This window comes from Streptomyces sp. NPDC060000, assembly GCF_042737375.1.
Taxonomy (GTDB): Bacteria; Actinomycetota; Actinomycetes; order Streptomycetales; family Streptomycetaceae; genus Streptomyces.
This window is the reverse complement of sequence record NZ_JBHWUU010000127.1, coordinates 1-17,865: the sequence shown is the minus strand read 5'-3', so window position 1 is coordinate 17,865 and position 17,865 is coordinate 1. Positions and strand designations below refer to the sequence as shown.

General features: G+C 71.9%; 18 protein-coding genes. 13 read left to right on the top strand and 5 right to left on the bottom strand.

The features are described 5' to 3' along the window. Positions 1 to 108: 108 nt before the first annotated feature. Entirely contained in the window at positions 109 to 1,074 is a 966-nt protein-coding gene (locus ACFWBB_RS40430; RefSeq protein ID WP_385283609.1) for a DeoR/GlpR family DNA-binding transcription regulator, read from the bottom strand. Positions 1,075 to 1,262: 188 nt separating this feature from the next. Then, entirely contained in the window at positions 1,263 to 2,711 is a 1,449-nt protein-coding gene (locus ACFWBB_RS40425) for an NAD(P)H-quinone dehydrogenase (RefSeq protein WP_385283606.1), read from the bottom strand. 96 nt (positions 2,712 to 2,807) lie between these two features. On the opposite strand from ACFWBB_RS40425, the gene ACFWBB_RS40420 reads away from it, so the two are divergent. From ACFWBB_RS40420 to ACFWBB_RS40405, 4 genes are all read left to right on the top strand, one after another. Beyond that, positions 2,808 to 3,254 (top strand): gamma-glutamylcyclotransferase, encoded by a 447-nt coding sequence (locus ACFWBB_RS40420; protein WP_385283604.1) that lies wholly within the window; start codon positions 2,808 to 2,810, stop codon positions 3,252 to 3,254. Positions 3,255 to 3,304: 50 nt separating this feature from the next. Further along, entirely contained in the window at positions 3,305 to 3,583 is a 279-nt protein-coding gene (locus tag ACFWBB_RS40415) for a type II toxin-antitoxin system RelE/ParE family toxin (RefSeq protein WP_385283601.1), read from the top strand. A gap of 107 nt (positions 3,584 to 3,690) precedes the next feature. Continuing rightward, a complete protein-coding gene (locus ACFWBB_RS40410; protein WP_385283598.1) occupies positions 3,691 to 4,515 on the top strand; it encodes a purine-nucleoside phosphorylase in 825 nt (274 codons plus the stop codon). Positions 4,516 to 4,668: 153 nt separating this feature from the next. Next, positions 4,669 to 6,297, top strand: coding sequence for a phospho-sugar mutase (locus ACFWBB_RS40405; protein WP_385283596.1), 1,629 nt, complete (start codon positions 4,669 to 4,671; stop codon positions 6,295 to 6,297). Between the two features lie 508 nt (positions 6,298 to 6,805). On the opposite strand, the gene ACFWBB_RS40400 is transcribed toward ACFWBB_RS40405, so the two are convergent. Then, entirely contained in the window at positions 6,806 to 7,525 is a 720-nt protein-coding gene (locus tag ACFWBB_RS40400; RefSeq protein ID WP_385283593.1) for a PH domain-containing protein, read from the bottom strand. A gap of 123 nt (positions 7,526 to 7,648) precedes the next feature. On the opposite strand from ACFWBB_RS40400, the gene deoC reads away from it, so the two are divergent. The 3 genes from deoC to ACFWBB_RS40385 are packed head-to-tail and all read left to right on the top strand — an operon-like array spanning position 7,649 to position 11,011. Further along, positions 7,649 to 8,641 (top strand): deoxyribose-phosphate aldolase, encoded by a 993-nt coding sequence (deoC, locus tag ACFWBB_RS40395; protein WP_385283615.1) that lies wholly within the window; start codon positions 7,649 to 7,651, stop codon positions 8,639 to 8,641. 5 nt (positions 8,642 to 8,646) lie between these two features. Next, the gene (locus ACFWBB_RS40390; RefSeq protein WP_385283591.1) at positions 8,647 to 10,098 is read left to right on the top strand and encodes an aldehyde dehydrogenase family protein; all 1,452 of its coding nucleotides are present in this window, start codon (positions 8,647 to 8,649) and stop codon (positions 10,096 to 10,098) included. After that, positions 10,088 to 11,011 carry an aldehyde dehydrogenase family protein gene (locus tag ACFWBB_RS40385; protein WP_385283588.1) on the top strand — a complete coding sequence of 308 codons (924 nt, stop codon included), beginning with the start codon at positions 10,088 to 10,090 and terminating at the stop codon, positions 11,009 to 11,011. Before ACFWBB_RS40390 ends, ACFWBB_RS40385 begins: the two co-directional genes overlap by 11 nt. A 110-nt stretch (positions 11,012 to 11,121) precedes the next feature. Here ACFWBB_RS40385 and ACFWBB_RS40380 read toward each other — a convergent pair whose 3' ends face one another. Then, positions 11,122 to 11,550, bottom strand: a complete 429-nt coding sequence (locus ACFWBB_RS40380; RefSeq protein ID WP_385283586.1) for a hypothetical protein — start codon at positions 11,548 to 11,550, stop codon at positions 11,122 to 11,124. 58 nt (positions 11,551 to 11,608) lie between these two features. On the opposite strand from ACFWBB_RS40380, the gene ACFWBB_RS40375 reads away from it, so the two are divergent. Further along, positions 11,609 to 12,322: a uridine kinase gene (locus ACFWBB_RS40375; protein ID WP_385283583.1), complete on the top strand. Its 714-nt coding sequence runs from the start codon at positions 11,609 to 11,611 to the stop codon at positions 12,320 to 12,322. Positions 12,323 to 12,545: 223 nt separating this feature from the next. Here ACFWBB_RS40375 and ACFWBB_RS40370 read toward each other — a convergent pair whose 3' ends face one another. Further along, positions 12,546 to 13,289 (bottom strand): SigE family RNA polymerase sigma factor, encoded by a 744-nt coding sequence (locus ACFWBB_RS40370; protein ID WP_385283580.1) that lies wholly within the window; start codon positions 13,287 to 13,289, stop codon positions 12,546 to 12,548. Positions 13,290 to 13,850: 561 nt separating this feature from the next. On the opposite strand from ACFWBB_RS40370, the gene afsQ1 reads away from it, so the two are divergent. From afsQ1 to ACFWBB_RS40345, 5 genes are all read left to right on the top strand, one after another. Next, a complete protein-coding gene (gene afsQ1, locus ACFWBB_RS40365) occupies positions 13,851 to 14,528 on the top strand; it encodes a two-component system response regulator AfsQ1 (RefSeq protein WP_173985586.1) in 678 nt (225 codons plus the stop codon). After that, positions 14,525 to 16,165, top strand: coding sequence for an ATP-binding protein (locus ACFWBB_RS40360; RefSeq protein WP_385283576.1), 1,641 nt, complete (start codon positions 14,525 to 14,527; stop codon positions 16,163 to 16,165). The genes afsQ1 and ACFWBB_RS40360 overlap by 4 nt, the downstream gene beginning before the upstream one ends. Before the next feature lie 2 nt (positions 16,166 to 16,167). Beyond that, positions 16,168 to 16,785: a hypothetical protein gene (locus tag ACFWBB_RS40355; protein WP_385283612.1), complete on the top strand. Its 618-nt coding sequence runs from the start codon at positions 16,168 to 16,170 to the stop codon at positions 16,783 to 16,785. Positions 16,786 to 16,968: 183 nt separating this feature from the next. Further along, positions 16,969 to 17,520 carry a VanZ family protein gene (locus ACFWBB_RS40350; RefSeq protein ID WP_385283574.1) on the top strand — a complete coding sequence of 184 codons (552 nt, stop codon included), beginning with the start codon at positions 16,969 to 16,971 and terminating at the stop codon, positions 17,518 to 17,520. A 93-nt stretch (positions 17,521 to 17,613) separates the two neighbouring features. Next, positions 17,614 to 17,817: a PspC domain-containing protein gene (locus tag ACFWBB_RS40345; protein ID WP_306949626.1), complete on the top strand. Its 204-nt coding sequence runs from the start codon at positions 17,614 to 17,616 to the stop codon at positions 17,815 to 17,817. The last annotated feature ends 48 nt before the right edge of the window (positions 17,818 to 17,865 follow it).

Genomic DNA, 17,865 nt, shown 5'->3' with positions numbered 1-17,865 from the left:
GGCCCCCAGGTCACCCCGGGGCGGAGCCCCCAGGTCACCCCGGGGCGGAGCCCCCAGGTCACCCCGGGGCGGAGCCCCCAGGTCACCCGCGCCGACGGCCGCCCGAGGTCACCGACGGCGCAGGTCCGCGACCCGCGCCCGCTCCCCGCCAGGGCCCTGCTCACCATGCATCGAGGCCGCCCGCAGCCCCGCGGCAGCGCCCGGCACCTGCCCCCGTCGAGGCGCAGGCAACGGCACGTCCCGACGCTGCTGCTGATGGCGCGCCGGGACCGTGTCACCCCCCGGGCTTCCCGACGCCCCGGCCACGGCGATCTGCACCCCCTGGTCCGCCAGAGCCTGGAGCTCGGTGGCCGCACGGTCGTCGTGCGCGGGCGGCTCGTCGGTCACCAACCGGGTGATGACGTCCGTCGGCACGGTCTGGAACATCGTGTCCGTGCCGAGCTTGGTGTGGTCGGCGAGGACGACGACCTCCGCGGCCGCCTGCACCAGCGCCCGGTCCACGGACGCCGACAGCATGTTGGACGTGGACAGCCCGCGCTCCGCGGTCAGTCCGCTCCCGGAGATGAAGGCCCGCGACACCCTGAGTCCCTGGAGGGACTGCTCGGCGCCGCTCCCCACGAGGGCGTAGTTGGAACCGCGCAGGGTGCCGCCGGTCATCACGACCTCGACCCGGTTGGCATGGGCCAACGCCTGAGCGACCAGCAGGGAGTTGGTGACGACGGTCAGTCCGGGCACCCGGGCGAGCCGACGGGCCAGCTCCTGTGTCGTGGTGCCCGCCCCGACCACGATGGCCTCGCCCTCTTCGACGAAGTTGGCGGCGAGGTCCGCGATGGCGGTCTTCTCGGCGGTCGCGAGATGGGATTTCTGCGGGAAGCCGGACTCTCGCGTGAACCCGCCCGGCAATACCGCACCGCCGTGCCGGCGGTCGAGGAGTCCTTCTGCCTCCAGTGCGCGCACGTCCCGCCGTACGGTCACTTCGGAGGTCTGGACGACGCGGGCGAGTTCACGGAGCGACACGGCCCCGTTCGCTCGCACCATTTCGAGGATCAATTGACGACGTTCTGCAGCGAACACGAAACTGACAGTAACGCGGACGACCGTCTGCTTTCAGCTCTTTGCGCCGAATAGTAGAAGTTGTTCGCACAGGGGGACTGGAAGTGGTATAGGGCCCAGTTCCGGCACCTATGCCTCCCGCAGGTCCGGCAACCCGGCGACGACGCGCCGTCAACTCCCCGTGACCAGCGGGGAGTCGAAACCGGCCGTCAGTCCTCGTCCGCCGTCTTCCGGGTGTGCAGCTGTCGCGCCACCTCCGCGATCGACCCGGAAAGGGACGGGTACACGGTGAACGCGTTCGCGATCTGTTCGACCGTCAGATTGTTGTCGACGGCGATCGAGATCGGGTGGATGAGTTCCGAGGCGTGCGGCGACACGACCACACCGCCGACGACGATCCCGGTGCCGGGCCGGCAGAAGATCTTGACGAAGCCGTCGCGGATGCCCTGCATCTTGGCGCGCGGGTTGCGCAGCAGCGGCAGCTTGACGACCCTGGCGTCGATCTTGCCGCCGTCCACGTCGGACTGGCTGTAGCCGACGGTGGCGATCTCGGGGTCGGTGAAGACGTTCGAGGAGACGGTCTTCAGGTTGAGCGGGGCCACCGCGTCGCCGAGGAAGTGGTACATGGCGATCCGGCCCTGCATGGCGGCGACGGAGGCCAGCGCGAAGACGCCGGTCACGTCACCGGCCGCGTACACACCGGGGGCGGTGGTCCGGGACACCTTGTCGGTCCAGATGTGGCCCGAGTCGCGGACCTTGACGCCCGCCTCCTCCAGCCCCATCCCCTCGCTGTTGGGAATGGCGCCGACCGCCATCAGGCAGTGCGAGCCGGTGATGACCCGGCCGTCGGACAGGGTCACCTCGACCCGGTCGCCGACCCGTTTGGCGGACTCGGCGCGCGAGCGGGCCATGACGTTCATGCCGCGGCGCCGGAAGACGTCCTCCAGCACGGCGGCGGCGTCCGGGTCCTCGCCCGGCAGCACGCGGTCGCGGGAGGAGACGAGGGTGACCTTGGAACCGAGGGCCTGATAGGCGCCCGCGAACTCCGCGCCCGTCACACCCGAGCCGACCACGATGAGCTCCTCGGGGAGCTCGCCGAGGTCGTAGACCTGGGTCCAGTTCAGGATGCGCTCGCCGTCGGGCTGGGCGTCCGGCAGCTCACGCGGGTGGGCGCCGGTGGCGAGCAGGACGGCGTCGGCGGTGAGGGTCTCCTCGGTGCCGTCGGCGGCGCTGACCACGACCTTGCGCGAGCCGTCGAGGGCCTGCATGCCCTCCAGCCGGCCGCGGCCGCGCAGCACGCGGGCGCCGGCCCGGGTGACGGCGGCGGTGATGTCGTGCGACTGGGCGAGCGCGAGCCGCTTCACCCGGCGGTTGACCTTGCCGAGGTCCACCCCGACGACCCGGGCCGCCTGCTCCAGCGGTGGGGTGTCGTCGGCGACGATGATCCCCAGCTCCTCGTACGAGGAGTCGAAGGTGGTCATCACCTCGGCCGTGGCGATCAGGGTCTTCGACGGCACGCAGTCGGTCAGCACCGACGCCCCGCCCAGACCGTCGCAGTCGACGACGGTCACCTCCGCGCCGAGCTGCGCGGCCACCAGCGCCGCCTCATAGCCGCCGGGTCCGCCACCGATGATCACGATCCGAGTCACGTACTCCATTGTCCCGCACGGGCGTGGGTGGTACCGCCCCGGGGGCCGCGAGGGCCGCCACTGTTACGAGAGTGACGCGTGCGCGGGCTGCCGTACTCTCCTTGCATGTCGCTCTACGCCGCCTACGCCGGCAACCTCGACGCGCGGCTGATGACCCGCCGCGCTCCCCACTCGCCTCTGCGCGCCACCGGCTGGCTGAACGGGTGGCGGCTGACGTTCGGCGGCGAGCAGCTGGGCTGGGAGGGCGCGCTGGCCACGGTCGTCGAGGACACCGTGGACGCCGGCGCGCAGGTCTTCGTCGCGCTGTACGACATCGCCCCCATGGACGAGGACTCCCTGGACCGCTGGGAGGGCGTGGGCCTCGGCATCTACCGGCGGGCCCGGGTGCGGGTGCAGACGCTGGAGCGGGAGGAGTCCGCCTGGATGTTCGTGCTGAACGGCTACGAGGGCGGACTGCCCGCGGCCCGCTACCTGGGCGAGATCGCCGACGCGGCGGAATCGGCGGGTGCGCCACACGATTACGTGATGGAGCTGCGCAAGAGGCCCTGCTGAGGGCGGTCCCCTTCTAGACTCGGAGCGTCCGCGCACCAACGGGAGATCGCATGGGCCCCAGCACGTATGACGTCTACTACACGGTGCAGGCCGCCGAGGCCCGCGACCGGCTCGACGACCAACAGCGCGCCTCGTTCGACAAGGGCATCGCCCTGCTGGCTCGCGACCCCTTCCTTTCGGTGTCGAGGCCCATAGGGTCCACCGGCGACGACCGCACCATCCGCCTGACCCAAAATATCCTCGTCGAGTACACGGTCAGCCGCGGACGCCTGCTGATCTTCATCGTCGAGGTCTTCGACGACAAGGACGTCCTGATCACCGACGACTGATCGCCGCCCGGCGGTCCACGCCTCGTTGGAAACGACAAGACAACGATCGCCATCCCGTTGGCCCAGTCATCTACGCGCGTAGGCCGGAAGCGGCTACCCTCAGTCGCGTGAACGCATCTCTTCTCCCGGACGACATCCAGGGCGACCCGCACGCCGCCGCCGACGCCGCCGCCGCGCGACTGCGCGAACTGACCGGCGCCGAGACCCACGACGTCGCCCTCGTGATGGGCTCCGGCTGGGCACCGGCCGTCGACGCCCTGGGCGCTCCCGACGCCGAGTTCCAGGTCACCGAGCTGCCCGGCTTCCCGCCGCCCGCGGTCGAGGGTCACGGCGGCAAGATCCGCTCGTACCAGATCGGTGAGAAGCGGGCGCTGGTCTTCCTGGGCCGCACCCACTACTACGAGGGCCGCGGCGTCGCCGCCGTCGCCCACGGCGTCCGTACGGCGGTGGCGGCCGGCTGCAAGACGATCGTGCTGACCAACGGATGCGGCGGCCTGCGCGAGGGCATGCGCCCCGGGCAGCCCGTGCTGATCAGCGACCACATCAACCTGACGGCGACGTCCCCCATCATCGGCGCGAACTTCGTCGACCTGACGGACCTGTACTCCCCGCGGCTGCGCACCCTGTGCAAGGAGATCGACACCACGCTGGAGGAGGGCGTCTACGCCCAGTTCCCCGGCCCGCACTACGAGACGCCGGCCGAGATCCGCATGGCCCGCACCATCGGAGCGGACCTGGTGGGCATGTCGACGGTGCTGGAGGCCATCGCGGCCCGTGAGGCGGGCGCCGAGGTGCTCGGCATCTCCCTGGTGACCAACCTCGCCGCCGGTATGACCGGGGAGCCGCTGAACCACGAGGAGGTCCTGCAGGCGGGGCGTGACTCGGCGACGCGCATGGGCTCCCTGCTGGCGCAGGTGCTGGGCCGGCTGTAGAAAGCGGTCACCGCGGCGCCGGTCCGGGCCACCCGGCCCGTCCGGGGTCCCTGCGGGGGAGCTTGAGGACCGGGCCCGTTCAGGGCCGATGGGCGTCCGGGGGCGCGGCCCCCGGGTACCCGGATCACGAGACGACGAGAGGCTGATCCCAACGTGCACGACGTCATCGCCCGCGCCCACGCGTGGCTCGCCGAGGACCCCGACCCGGAGACCCGCGACGAGCTCGCCAAGCTCATCGAGGCCGGCGACGAGACCGAGCTCGCCGAACGCTTCGGCGGCACCCTCCAGTTCGGCACCGCGGGCCTCAGGGGCGAGCTCGGCGCCGGGCCCATGCGGATGAACCGCTCCGTCGTGATCCGGGCCGCCGCCGGCCTCGCCGCGTACCTCACGAAGAACGGCAGGACCGGCGGAGTCGTCGTCATCGGCTACGACGCCCGCCACAAGTCGGAGGACTTCGCCCGGGACACGGCGGCCGTGATGACGGGCGCGGGATTCCGGGCGGCCGTGCTCCCCCGCCCCCTCCCCACCCCCGTCCTCGCCTTCGCCATAAGGCACCTGGGCGCGGTCGCCGGGGTGGAGGTCACCGCCAGCCACAACCCGCCGCGTGACAACGGCTACAAGGTGTACCTGGGGGACGGCTCGCAGATCGTGCCGCCCGCCGACGCCGGGATCGCGGCGGAGATCGACGCGATCGCCGCCCTGGGGGACGTTCCACGTCCGCAGGCCGGCTGGCAGACCCTCGACGACGCCGTCCTCGACGCCTATCTGGCCCGCACGGACGCCGTCCTCGCCCCGGACTCCCCCCGCACGGCCCGTACCGTGTACACGGCGATGCACGGCGTGGGCAAGGACGTACTGCTGGCCGCCTTCGCCCGCGCGGGCTTCCCCGAGCCCGTCCTCGTCGCCGAACAGGCCGAGCCCGACCCGGACTTCCCGACCGTCGCCTTCCCCAACCCGGAGGAGCCCGGCGCGATGGACCTCGCCTTCGCGAGGGCACGCGAGACCGCCCCCGATCTGATCATCGCCAACGACCCGGACGCCGACCGCTGCGCCGTGGCGGTGCCCCACGAGGGCGACTGGCGCATGCTGCGGGGCGACGAGGTCGGCTCCCTGCTCGCCGCCCACCTCGTCCGGCGCGGCGCGCGGGGCGTCTTCGCCGAGTCGATCGTCTCCTCCTCCCTGCTCGGCCGCATCGCCGAGAAGGCGGGCCTGCCCTACGAGGAGACCCTCACCGGCTTCAAGTGGATCGCCCGCGTCGACGGCCTGCGCTACGGCTACGAGGAGGCCCTCGGCTACTGCGTGGACCCCGAGGGCGTACGCGACAAGGACGGCATCACCGCCGCCCTGCTGATCACGGAACTCGCCTCCGCCCTCAAGTCCGAGGGTCGCACCCTCCTCGACCTGCTGGACGACCTCGCCGTGGAGCACGGGCTGCACGCCACCGACCAGCTCTCGGTCCGCGTGCAGGACCTCTCGGTCATCGCCCGCGCGATGGAGCGGCTCCGTGAGCGTCCCCCGGCCTCCCTCGCGGGCCTGGCCGTCACCAGGGCCGAGGACCTCACCCGCGGCACGGACAGACTGCCCCCCACCGACGGCCTGCGTTACACGCTGGACGGCGCCCGGGTCATCGTCCGCCCCAGCGGCACCGAGCCGAAGCTGAAGTGCTACCTGGAGGTCGTCATCCCGGTCGCCACCCGCACCGACCTCGACACCGCCCGCACCCGGGCCGACGCCCTGCTCGCCGCGATCAAGCGCGACCTGTCGGCGGCGGCGGGCATCTGACCCACCCGGCCGCGCACGCGCTCTGCGGGGCCGGCAGGGGCGCGTGCGGGACGCGGGTCCCGCACGATGCGGGCCGGCGGGACCCGCGGGCTCACGACCGTGGGAGCGATTGGCTTCGGGACATGTCGGCCCGCCGGCCCCAGCGGGTGCGTCTGGGATCCTTCGCCTCATGAGCACATGACCGGACGGATTGCCTGTCCGCGCCGGGCGGTCGGAGCCGGACCCGGACAGCGCCCGGTGCTCACACCGACCGGCCGGCTCCCGGCCCCACGGGTGCACCTTCGTCCTGGGCTGCCGCACGCGGCGCTGGCCCAGCTGGACGACGGGGTGGACCGCTCCACCCTCTCCCGGGGGGATCCGCGAGGTCAGACTGCTGGCCACCCGCGGCTTCGCCGTCCCCAACCGTCCCGGAGTGCGGCCGCGCACGCTGGAGGACCGGTACGCCGACGCCGAGGGCGTCGAGCTGTGGCGGCGCCCAGCGCCCCTCACGCCCAGCGCCCAGGACTCCTCACCCCACAGCCAGCAGAATCCCCAGCACCACGGCCCCCGCCGCCGCCGGGCCCACGATCTCCCATGCCCACCGCACGGTCACCTCGCCCTGCGCGCTCTCCTCCTTCTCGCGTGCCTCCCACCGCTCCCGCAGCTCGTCCATGACCCGGTCGGTCTCGGCGCGCACGGGACCGTCCGGCACAGGGCCGGCGCCGGCGCCACGCGACAGCCCGCCGCGGCGGCCGGTGAGTCCGCCGAACCCGCCGAGCCCCCCGTCCTGGCCGCCGGTCCCGCCGGCCCGCCGGCCCGCCGCCGCCCGGGACTCCCGCTGGTTGGCGCGCTTGCGCGCCCGCAGCGAGACGGGAACGGACCACAGCTGGAACTTCGTGCCCGACGCGGCGACGACCTCGTTGGAGTAGCCGGACCGCAGCGAGGCCACCTGCCCCCAGGGCAGCACGATCACCCGGAACGGGTTGCGCACCCGCAGCCGGTCCTGGCCCGAGAACACGGCGGGCCGCAGCGTGAAGGCGACGATCAGCGGCACCAGCAGGATCAGCGCCGCGAGCGCCAGCCACGGTGTGCGTCCGTCGCCCGCGATGATCGCGTCGAGGCCGAGCCAGCCCACCAGGCCCAGCAGCAGCACCCCACCGGCCATGCCCGCGGGCGACCGGTAGATACGGTCCTTGGTCTCGGGTGCCGAGGGCTGCGGCGCGGGTGACTGGTCTTCCGGGGTCGTCATGGCCCCGATTCTGCCCGACACCCCACAGCCCGCCCATCCGCAGCCCCGCCGTTCACGAAGAGCACGGATACATCCGCCGGGGTGTACACCCGCTACGCGCGTAGATATGCTCGTCTGGTGACCATGCCCACCAATGCACCTGCCCCCACCGCAGAACGCTCGGGAGGTACTCCCGACGCTCACGCACTCATGGACGTGACCGCGTCCGACGGCTCGCTGCGCCGCTTCCTGCACGGGCTGCCCGGCGTCGACACGGTCGGCCTGGAGGCGCGCGCCGCCGCGCTCGGCACCCGTTCCATCAAGACGACCGCGAAGGCGTACGCCATCGACCTCGCCATCTCGATGGTCGACCTGACGACGCTGGAAGGCGCGGACACCCCGGGCAAGGTCCGGGCGCTCGGCGTGAAGGCGGTGCACCCCGACCCGACCGACCGTACGACCCCGTCGACCGCCGCGGTCTGCGTGTATCCGGACATGGTCGCCACCGCCAAGGCGGCCGTCGCCGGCTCCGGCGTCAAGGTCGCCTCGGTCGCCACCGCCTTCCCGGCCGGCCGCGCCGCCCTCGACGTGAAGCTCGCGGACGTCCACGACGCCGTCGCCGCCGGCGCGGACGAGATCGACATGGTCATCGACCGCGGGGCGTTCCTCGCGGGCAGGTATCTGAAGGTGTACGACGAGATCACCGCCGTGCGCGAGGCGTGTGGGACGTCCGCCCGGCTGAAGGTCATCTTCGAGACGGGCGAGCTGTCGACGTACGACAACATCCGCCGGGCGAGCTGGCTCGGCATGCTCGCGGGCGCCGACTTCATCAAGACCTCGACCGGCAAGGTCGCCGTCAACGCCACCCCCGCGAACACCCTTCTGATGCTGGAGGCCGTGCGCGACTTCCGCGACCTGACCGGTGTCCAGATCGGCGTGAAGCCCGCCGGCGGTATCCGCACCACCAAGGACGCGATCAAGTTCCTCGTCCTGGTGAACGAGACCGCGGGCGAGGACTGGCTGGACAACCACTGGTTCCGCTTCGGCGCCTCCTCGCTCCTGAACGACCTGCTGATGCAGCGTCAGAAGCTGGCCACCGGCCGCTACTCCGGCCCCGACTACGTGACGGTGGACTGATCACCATGGCATCCACGACTGCATCCGCATTCGAGTACGCACCGGCTCCCGAGTCCCGCTCGGTCGTCGACATCGCCCCCTCCTACGGCCTGTTCATCGACGGCGAGTTCGTCGAGGCCGCCGACGGCAAGGTCTTCAAGACCGTCTCGCCGTCCACCGAGGAGGCCCTCTCCGAGATCGCCCAGGCGGGCGAGGCGGACGTCGACCGTGCCGTACGGGCCGCCCGCAAGGCCTTCGGGAAGTGGTCCGCGCTGCCGGGCTCCGAGCGCGCCAAGTACCTGTTCCGTATCGCCCGGATCATCCAGGAGCGCAGCCGCGAACTGGCCGTCCTGGAGACGCTGGACAACGGCAAGCCCATCAAGGAGACGCGCGACGCCGACCTTCCCCTGGTCGCCGCGCACTTCTTCTACTACGCGGGCTGGGCCGACAAGCTCGACCACGCGGGCTTCGGGTCCTCGCCGAGGCCGCTGGGCGTGGCCGGTCAGGTCATCCCCTGGAACTTCCCGCTCCTGATGCTGGCGTGGAAGATCGCCCCGGCCCTCGCGACCGGCAACACGGTGGTCCTCAAGCCCGCCGAGACGACCCCGCTGTCCGCACTCTTCTTCGCGGACATCTGCCGTCAGGCGGGCCTGCCCAAGGGTGTCGTCAACATCCTGCCCGGTTACGGGGACGCGGGCGCGGCGCTGGTCGCGCACCCGGACGTGAACAAGGTCGCCTTCACCGGCTCCACGGCCGTCGGCAAGCAGATCGCGCGCACGGTCGCGGGCAGCGGCAAGAAGCTCACGCTCGAACTGGGCGGCAAGGGCGCCAACATCGTGTTCGACGACGCGCCGATCGACCAGGCCGTCGAGGGCATCGTCAGCGGCATCTTCTTCAACCAGGGCCAGGTCTGCTGCGCGGGCAGCCGGCTCCTCGTCCAGGAGTCGATCCAGGACGAAGTGCTGGAGTCACTCAAGCGCAGGCTCTCCACGCTCCGTCTCGGCGACCCGCTGGACAAGAACACCGACATCGGCGCGATCAACTCCGCCGAGCAGCTCTCGCGCATCACCACGCTCGTCGAGCGGGGCGAGGCGGAGGGCGCCGAACGCTGGTCGCCGGCCTGCGAACTCCCGTCGTCCGGTTACTGGTTCGCCCCGACGCTGTTCACCAACGTCACCCAGGCGCACACCGTCGCCCGCGACGAGATCTTCGGCCCCGTCCTGTCGGTCCTCAGCTTCCGCACGCCGGAGGAGGCCGTCGCCAAGGCCAACAACACGCCGTACGGCCTGTCGGCCGGCATCTGGACCGAGAAGGGCTCCCGCATCCTCGCGGTGGCGAGCAGGCTCCGCGCGGGCGTGATCTGGTCCAACACGTTCAACAAGTTCGACCCGACGTCGCCGTTCGGCGGCTACAAGGAGTCGGGCTTCGGCCGCGAGGGCGGCCGCCACGGCCTGGAGGCGTACCTCGATGTCCGATAAGACCGACAAGATCGACAAGGCCGAGCAGCAGCAGCGGCTCAGCGTCTTCAAGACCTACAAGCTGTACGTCGGCGGGAAGTTCCCGCGTTCGGAGAGCGGCCGGGTGTACGAGGTGACCGACGCAAAGGGCGGGTGGCTGGCCAACGCGCCGCAGTCGTCCCGCAAGGACGCCCGTGACGCGGTCGTCGCCGCGCGCAAGGCGTTCGGCGGCTGGTCCGGGGCCACGGCGTACAACCGGGGCCAGATCCTCTACCGCGTCGCGGAGATGCTGGAGGGCCGCAAGGGCCAGTTCGTCCACGAGGTCGCCGACGCCGAGGGCCTGTCGAAGTCCAGGGCCGCCGAGCAGGTCGAGGCGACGATCGACCGCTGGGTCTGGTACGCGGGCTGGACCGACAAGATCGCCCAGGTCGTGGGCGGCGGAAACCCGGTCGCGGGCCCGTACTTCAACCTCTCGTCGCCCGAACCGACGGGCGTGGTCACGGTTCTGGCCCCGCAGGAGTCGTCCTTCCTGGGCCTCGTCTCGGTCGTCGCCCCGGTGATCGCGACCGGCAACACGGCCATCGTGATCGCGAGCGAGCGTTCCCCGCTCCCGGCGCTGTCGCTCGGCGAGGTGCTGGCCACCTCCGACCTCCCCGGCGGAGTCGTCAACGTCCTCTCCGGCCGCACGGCGGAGATCGCGGCACCCCTCGCCTCCCACCAGGACGTCAACGCGATCGACCTCGCGGGCGCCGACGAGGCACTGGCGAAGGAGCTGGAGATCGCGGCGGCCGACAATCTGAAGCGCGTCCTTCGTCCACAGCCTGTGGACGACTGGTCGGCGACGCCGGGCACCGACCGCATGACGGCCTTCCTCGAGACGAAGACGGTCTGGCACCCCACGGGTTCCCTGGGCGCCTCGGGCTCGTCCTACTGAGCCGGGCCCGGGGCTCGTTCCACTGAGCCTGCCCCGGGCCCCGCGAGACGCGGAAGCCGCGCCGCCCCTCCGTCCGGGGGCGACGCGGCTTCCGTCCGTGCGGGCCGGCCTCAGCTGCCGAGCGCCTTCGTGACGCCTCCCAGCACCTTCGTCACCTCGCCCAGCACCGGGATCGAGCCGATGGACTGCGCCTGCGCCACCGGCCCGGTGAGCGTCTGGGAGGTGAGCGGCTTGAAGTCGGCGAGCTGGGTGCCGACGCCGTTGTCCAGGGGGTCGACGCCCGTACCCGCCAGGGGGTTGGGCTTGAGGCCGGCGACGGTGCCGGTGACGTACGACAGGGAGCCGAGCACCCCCTGCACGCCCGCCTGCGGGTCGAGATTGCCGACCGAGGTGGGCCTCGTCCGCACCACGTCGACGGCCGGTCCGCCGGTGGCCGCGGCGGCGGTCCCGGCACCGGCGCCCAGCGCCACTCCGGCGGTCGCGAGGGCGGCGAGGGCGCGCCGGCCGGTGGAGGTCTGGGGGGAAGCGTGTCGGGCCATCGCGATGCCGCCTTCTGCTGCACAAGGTGATCGGGTCGACACGAAGGGTAGTTTAGGTGTGACGCGCGCATCAAAGCCGACCCGCGGGGTCGTTGACGGCCGGGGGCATGCCGCACACTGGTGTCCCGTGACCTCCCCTCCGCCCATACCGACGCGAGTCGTGCTGCTCTGCGGCCCTTCCGGCTCCGGCAAGTCCCTGCTCGCCGCCCGCTCCGGTCTTCCGGTGCTGCGGCTCGACGACTTCTACAAGGAGGGCGACGACCCGTCGCTGCCGCTGGTCGCCGGGAGTTCCGACATCGACTGGGACCACCCCGGATCGTGGGACGCCGACGCGGCCGTCGCCTCGCTCGTGGAACTGTGCGGCACCGGCCGTACGAACGTTCCCGTGTACGACATCTCGCTCAGCGCCCGCACCGGCGAGGACTCGATCGAGATCGGGCGGACCCCGCTGTTCATCGCGGAGGGCATCTTCGCCGCCGAGATCGTCAACCGGTGCAGGGAGCTGGGCGTCCTGGCCGACGCGCTGTGCCTGAGCCGCGGCCCGGTGAAGACCTTCCGCCGCCGCTTCCTGCGCGATCTGAAGGAGGGCCGCAAGTCGGTGCCCTTCCTGTTGCGCCGCGGCTGGCGCCTGATGCGTGCCGAACGCTCCATCGTCGCCCGCCAGACGGCGCTCGGCGCGTACGCCTGCGACCGCGACGAGGCCATGGGCCGCCTCGCGGCAGCGGCGGCCGGTCGCCGCACTACCGCGGAGAGCACCGTAACCGTCAAGTGAGCCGAGGCGCGAAAAAGCGAGCGGGACTGGATGGACCCCCCGGCCCTCCAGCCCCGCTCACCCGGTGCTCCCCCGTGTCCCCCCAGGGGTGGTGCTTCCCCCGTGCTGGTGCGGTACCGCTCCCCCTGACGTCCCCCGCCGGATCCCCCCGGTACCGCTTCCCCCGTGTTTCCCCCGTTCACCGGCTCCCCTGAGCGGAGCCGGGCCCTTCCCCCGTTCACCCTCAGGCGACAAGCTCCCCGAAGGCGTCCTCCTCGTCACGGCCGAAGCTGAGGACCTCGTCCTCGCGCAGCCGGCGGAGCGACCGCCAGATGCTGGACTTCACCGTGCCGACACTGATGTCGAGGATCTCCGCGATTTCCGGGTCGGTGCGGCCCTCGTAGTAGCGCAGGACCAGCATCGTCCGCTGGAGTTCGGGGAGCCGGGCCAGCGCCTGCCACAGGACGGCGCGCAGTTCGGTGCCGCGCATCGCGTCCGTGTCGCCGGGCGTCTCCGGCAGTTCCTCGGTCGGGTACTCGTTCAGCTTGCGGCGGCGCCACGCGCTGATGTGCAGGTTGGTCATGGTCCGGCGGAGGTATCCGCCGACCGCGGCCTTGTCACTGATCCGGTCCCATGCCCGGTACGTCGAGAACAGCGCGCTCTGGAGCAGGTCCTCGGCCTCGAAGCGGTCGCCGGTGAGGTGGTAGGCGGTTGCGTACAGGGAGGCGCGGCGCTCCTGGACGTAGGCGGTGAACTCCGCCTCGGTCAGCGAGCGACGCTCCCCCGAGTCCTCCCTGTACGCGGCTCCCCCGTGAGCCGCCTGTTCCCCCGCGTCGACCACCGTCATGAACGTGGTGTGCTGACGCCCGGTGCCACGACCGCACCCCCGAGCGGTCACAGCACCGGACTTCTCGGAACCCCGGTTCACGTCGTGCAGACGCGTGACGACTGCGACTGCGTTGGTGCTCATACCGTGCAGCGTGTTCATCTCGCGCCCCCCGTCGTGGACTTCCGGTGTTCGGTCTTGCGCCGGTTCGGCTTCGCTGTCGTTCCGCGTTGTCCTGCCGGTGACCAAAAGACTGCCGGTGCCACTTCATCGCCGTGTCCGCCGACTGTCACAGACCTGTCACAGGGGTCCGTGACGGCGACTCCACAGACCGTTGACAGCTTTTCGCAGTACGGCAGTTGACCCGGTCCGGGCAGGTCACCGCAGGACCCCGCCGGGGCGGCCACACGGCGGTCCGCGCCGGGCTCACGGCGCCCGGGAGTCCTGCCGCCACGCCACTCGCGGTCGGTCGGCAGACTCCTCCGGCGCCCGGCGGCAGTCCCGTCCCCGGTCCCGGCGGGTGCCCCGACCGGCGTGCTGGGACCCGTCGAAACCGCAGGTCCGCGGGTTCTCTACCGGACGGACATACGGTCCCGGCACGGGCGTTCGAGGACCTGTCCGACCCGCTGCACGTGGCCCGCGCCGCCGGGAAGACCCCCCTCCGGCGCCTCATCACCTACCCACGGGTCGAACGACAGGCCCCTCATGGGCCAGAATGAGCCCGTGCCTTCCCTGTTGCTGATCGAGGACGACGACGCCATCCGTACGGCCCTGGAGCTCTCACTGACGCGCCAGGGACACCGGGTGGCCACCGCTGCCAGCGGTGAGGACGGTCTGAAGCTGCTGCGCGAGCAGCGGCCGGATCTCATCGTGCTGGACGTGATGCTGCCCGGCATCGACGGTTTCGAGGTGTGCCGGCGCATCCGGCGCACCGACCAACTGCCGATCATTCTGCTCACCGCGCGCAGCGACGACATCGACGTGGTCGTCGGGCTGGAGTCCGGCGCCGACGACTACGTGGTCAAACCCGTGCAGGGCCGGGTGCTGGACGCCCGGATCCGGGCCGTGCTGCGGCGGGGGGAGCGTGAGTCGAACGACTCGGCGACGTTCGGCAGTCTCGTCATCGACCGCGCGGCGATGACGGTGACGAAGAACGGCGAGGATCTTCAGCTCACCCCGACCGAACTGCGGCTGCTGCTCGAACTGAGCCGGCGGCCGGGGCAGGCGCTGTCCCGGCAGCAGTTGCTGCGGCTGGTGTGGGAGCACGACTACCTGGGTGACTCACGGCTGGTGGACGCCTGTGTCCAGCGGCTGCGGGCCAAGGTGGAGGACGTGCCGTCCTCCCCGGTCCTGATCCGTACCGTGCGTGGCGTCGGCTACCGCCTGGACGCCCCTCAGTGACACAGCCGCAGGGGGGGCTCCGCGGCTGGTCCGCGGCGCGTAAGGGAAGACTGTCGCGGCTGCGTTTCACCAGCCTGCGGCTGCGGCTCGTCGTCGTCTTCGGGGCGGTGGCGCTGACCGCCGCCGTATCCGCGTCCGGCATCGCGTACTGGCTCAACCGCGAGGCGGTGCTGACCCGTACCCAGGGTGCGGTGCTGCGGGACTTCGAGCAGGAGATGCAGAACCGGGCGGGTTCGCTGCCCGAGCATCCCTCGCAGGACGAGCTCCAGCACACCGCCGGACAGATGGCCAACAGCAGCCAGCGCTTCAGCGTGCTGCTGCTGGGCGAGGACTCGGACGGCAAGACCGTGTTCGGGAACTCGGGCGGTCTGAACGGGTTCGCGCTGGAGAACGTGCCCGAGTCGCTGCGTACGGCGGTGAACAAGCAGCAGGACGTCACGGGCGGCAACAAGTCGCCCTACCACCTGTACTGGCAGCGGGTCGTGGACCACGGGACGCCGTATCTGGTGGCCGGGACGAAGGTGATCGGGGGCGGGCCGACCGGGTACATGCGCAAGTCGCTGGAGCCGGAGGCGAAGGACCTGAACTCGCTGGCCTGGTCGCTGGGGATCGCCACCGGCCTCGCGCTGATCGGGGCCGCGCTGCTCGCGCAGGCCGCCGGGACGACCGTACTGAAGCCGGTGCACCGGCTTGGCGTCGCGGCGCGGGAACTCGGCGAGGGCCGGTTCGACACCCGGTTGCGGGTGTCCGGGACGGACGAACTCGCCGATCTGTCACGAACCTTCAACCGGGCGGCCGAGTCCCTGGAGAAGCGGGTCGCCGACATGGCCGCGCGGGACGACGCCTCGCGCCGTTTCGTCGCCGACATGTCGCACGAACTGCGGACGCCGCTGACCGCCATCACCACCGTCGCGGAGGTGCTGGAGGAGGAGCTGGACGCCGAGTCGGGGAGCATCGACCCGATGATCGAGCCCGCGGTGCGGCTGGTGGTCAGCGAGACGCGGCGGCTGAACAACCTGGTCGAGAACCTGATGGAGGTCACCCGCTTCGACGCGGGTACGGCCCGGCTGGTCCTCGACGACGTGGACGTCGCCGACCAGATCACCCACTGCATCGACGCGCGTGCCTGGCTGGACGCGGTCGACCTGGACGCCGAGCGCGGCATCCACGCCCTGCTCGACCCGCGCCGCCTGGACGTGATCCTCGCCAACCTCATCGGCAACGCGCTCAAGCACGGCGGTTCGCCGGTGCGCGTGTCGGTGTCGGCGGCGGACGACGCGGTCGTCATCTCCGTGCGCGACCACGGGCCCGGCATCCCCGAGGAGGTGCTGCCGCACGTCTTCGACCGGTTCTACAAGGCGAGCGCCTCCCGGCCGCGCTCCGAGGGCAGCGGGCTCGGCCTGTCCATCGCCCTGGAGAACGCCCACATCCACGGTGGCGGGATCACCGCCGCCAACTCCCCCGAGGGCGGCGCGGTGTTCACGCTGCGGCTGCCCCGGGGCGTACTGGAGGCGCCGGAGCAGGACGGCGATGAGGGCGCGCAGGCGGTGCGGTCCGTACCGTCCGCTCAGCCCGGGCAGTCCGCTCAGGCCGTGCAGTCCGGGAAGTCCGGGAAGGACAAGGGGGACGTGTCGTGACCATGGGCCGTTCGACCGTACGACGGCTGCTCGCGCTTCCCGTGCTGGCCGGTCTGCTCGTCGGCTGCGGGATCCGGGCGACCGAGGTGCCGACCGACTTCGGGCCCGCGCCCTCCCGGGTGCGCTGCTCGCTCGCCGACCCGGACGTGACCACGCAGGCCACCCGGGCGGGCGTGCCGGTGCAGGTGTTCCTGCTGTGCGGTTCCTCGCTGGTGGCCGTCGACCGGTCGGTGCGGGTGCCGAACGGCGCGGCGGACTTCGAGCGGCGGGTGCTGGTGGCACAGGCCCTGCTCGACCAGCTCGCCGAGTCGCCGTCGGCGGCCGAGAAGGAGGCCGGGTACACGACGGACGTGCGCGGTGGCATGACGGTGAGCGGACCGCGTGCGAAGGACCCGGACGACGCGCTGCGGCTGAGCACCCCGCCCGGAAACCTGACCTCGTACGCCCTCGCCCAGCTCGTCTGCACGTTCTCCGACTCGGCGGCGGCCGAGGGCGACGGCTCGGTGATCCTGGGCGGCCCCGACTCCGTGCCGGTGCGCCGCTACGCGTGCACCGACGAGGTCCGCTCCCGCCCCGGCAGCACGGAGCCCCCGTCATCGGTGGTCACCGACAACGGCTGAAGGGCTGAGCCGCCGACGCCGTCCCGCCCGTGTGGCGGACGCCTCATGACGGGCCTGGCGGTCCCGGTCGTCGCAGGTCACCGTCTGCCGGGGGCCGGTGGCGGGCGGGCGGGGCGCGCGACTCGGGACGGTGTCACGGGACGGGCCGGAACCGATCGTGCCGGGGGGCGCGTCTTGGGGGGCGTGCAGCGTCAAGGCTCCATCGGCGGCAGCGCCGCGATCCGCATCCGCGCGACCGGGATTCTCCTCCTGGCCGCCCACCTCGTGTTCGTCGCCTGGGTCGCGCTGCGCCCGCTGAACGTCCCCTGGGTGGTGCCGCCCAATCTCCACCCGTTCGACGGGATCCGGGCCGACCTGAGACTGGGCTGGCCCGAGGCGGCCCGGCGGATCGGCGAGGGGCTGGGGCTGCTCGCCCCGCTGGGTTTCCTGCTGCCGCTGGTGCACGGCAGGCTCCGGGTGTCGCCGCTCGCCTCCCTGATCCGTACGGTCACCGCGGGCGCCCTGCTGTCGCTGGGCATAGAGCTGCTCCAGACCGGGGTGCCGGGTCAGGTCGTGGACGTCGACTCGCTGCTGCTGAACACCGTGGGCGTGGGCCTCGCGCATGTCGCGGTGGCGCCGGCGGTGCGCGCCTGGCTGCGCCGCAGGGACGAGCCGCAAGAGCCCGCCGCGGTCCGTCAGGAGGAGGTCGCTCAGGGTCTGACCCCGAGGATTACCAGGGTCGGGGTCGCACCGTAGAGCGACGCTTCGTCCCCTTCGTCACCGTAGCGTGGAAGACAGATGGAGCGGCCGTAGGGGCCGCTCCGGCAGACGCTCGCGAAGGAGCCGCAGATGTCCAGCCTCGCTCGCCCCACCCACGGCCGCATGATCGGCGGAGTGTGCGCCGCGCTGGCCCGGCGCTTCGGCACCTCCGCGACCACGATGCGCGTGATCTTCGTGCTCTCCTGTCTGCTGCCCGGCCCGCAGTTCCTGCTCTACATAGCGCTGTGGATCCTGCTCCCGTCGGAGGACAAGGCGGCGCGCACGGCCTGGTGACGGCCGCCCACACCAACGCCGTCGGGGCGCACCCGGAAGCACCGGGTG

Excerpts from the sequence above, each read along its gene's own strand:
- ACFWBB_RS40425 (WP_385283606.1), bottom strand. The coding sequence starts at position 2,711 with ATGGAGTACGTGACTCGGATCGTGATCATCGGTGGCGGACCCGGCGGC.
- ACFWBB_RS40420 (WP_385283604.1), top strand. The coding sequence starts at position 2,808 with ATGTCGCTCTACGCCGCCTACGCCGGCAACCTCGACGCGCGGCTGATG.
- ACFWBB_RS40415 (WP_385283601.1), top strand. The coding sequence starts at position 3,305 with ATGGGCCCCAGCACGTATGACGTCTACTACACGGTGCAGGCCGCCGAG.
- ACFWBB_RS40400 (WP_385283593.1), bottom strand. The coding sequence starts at position 7,525 with ATGACGACCCCGGAAGACCAGTCACCCGCGCCGCAGCCCTCGGCACCC.
- deoC (WP_385283615.1), top strand. The coding sequence starts at position 7,649 with ATGCCCACCAATGCACCTGCCCCCACCGCAGAACGCTCGGGAGGTACT.
- ACFWBB_RS40390 (WP_385283591.1), top strand. The coding sequence starts at position 8,647 with ATGGCATCCACGACTGCATCCGCATTCGAGTACGCACCGGCTCCCGAG.
- ACFWBB_RS40385 (WP_385283588.1), top strand. The coding sequence starts at position 10,088 with ATGTCCGATAAGACCGACAAGATCGACAAGGCCGAGCAGCAGCAGCGG.
- ACFWBB_RS40380 (WP_385283586.1), bottom strand. The coding sequence starts at position 11,550 with ATGGCCCGACACGCTTCCCCCCAGACCTCCACCGGCCGGCGCGCCCTC.
- ACFWBB_RS40370 (WP_385283580.1), bottom strand. The coding sequence starts at position 13,289 with ATGAACACGCTGCACGGTATGAGCACCAACGCAGTCGCAGTCGTCACG.
- ACFWBB_RS40355 (WP_385283612.1), top strand. The coding sequence starts at position 16,168 with ATGGGCCGTTCGACCGTACGACGGCTGCTCGCGCTTCCCGTGCTGGCC.
- ACFWBB_RS40345 (WP_306949626.1), top strand. The coding sequence starts at position 17,614 with ATGTCCAGCCTCGCTCGCCCCACCCACGGCCGCATGATCGGCGGAGTG.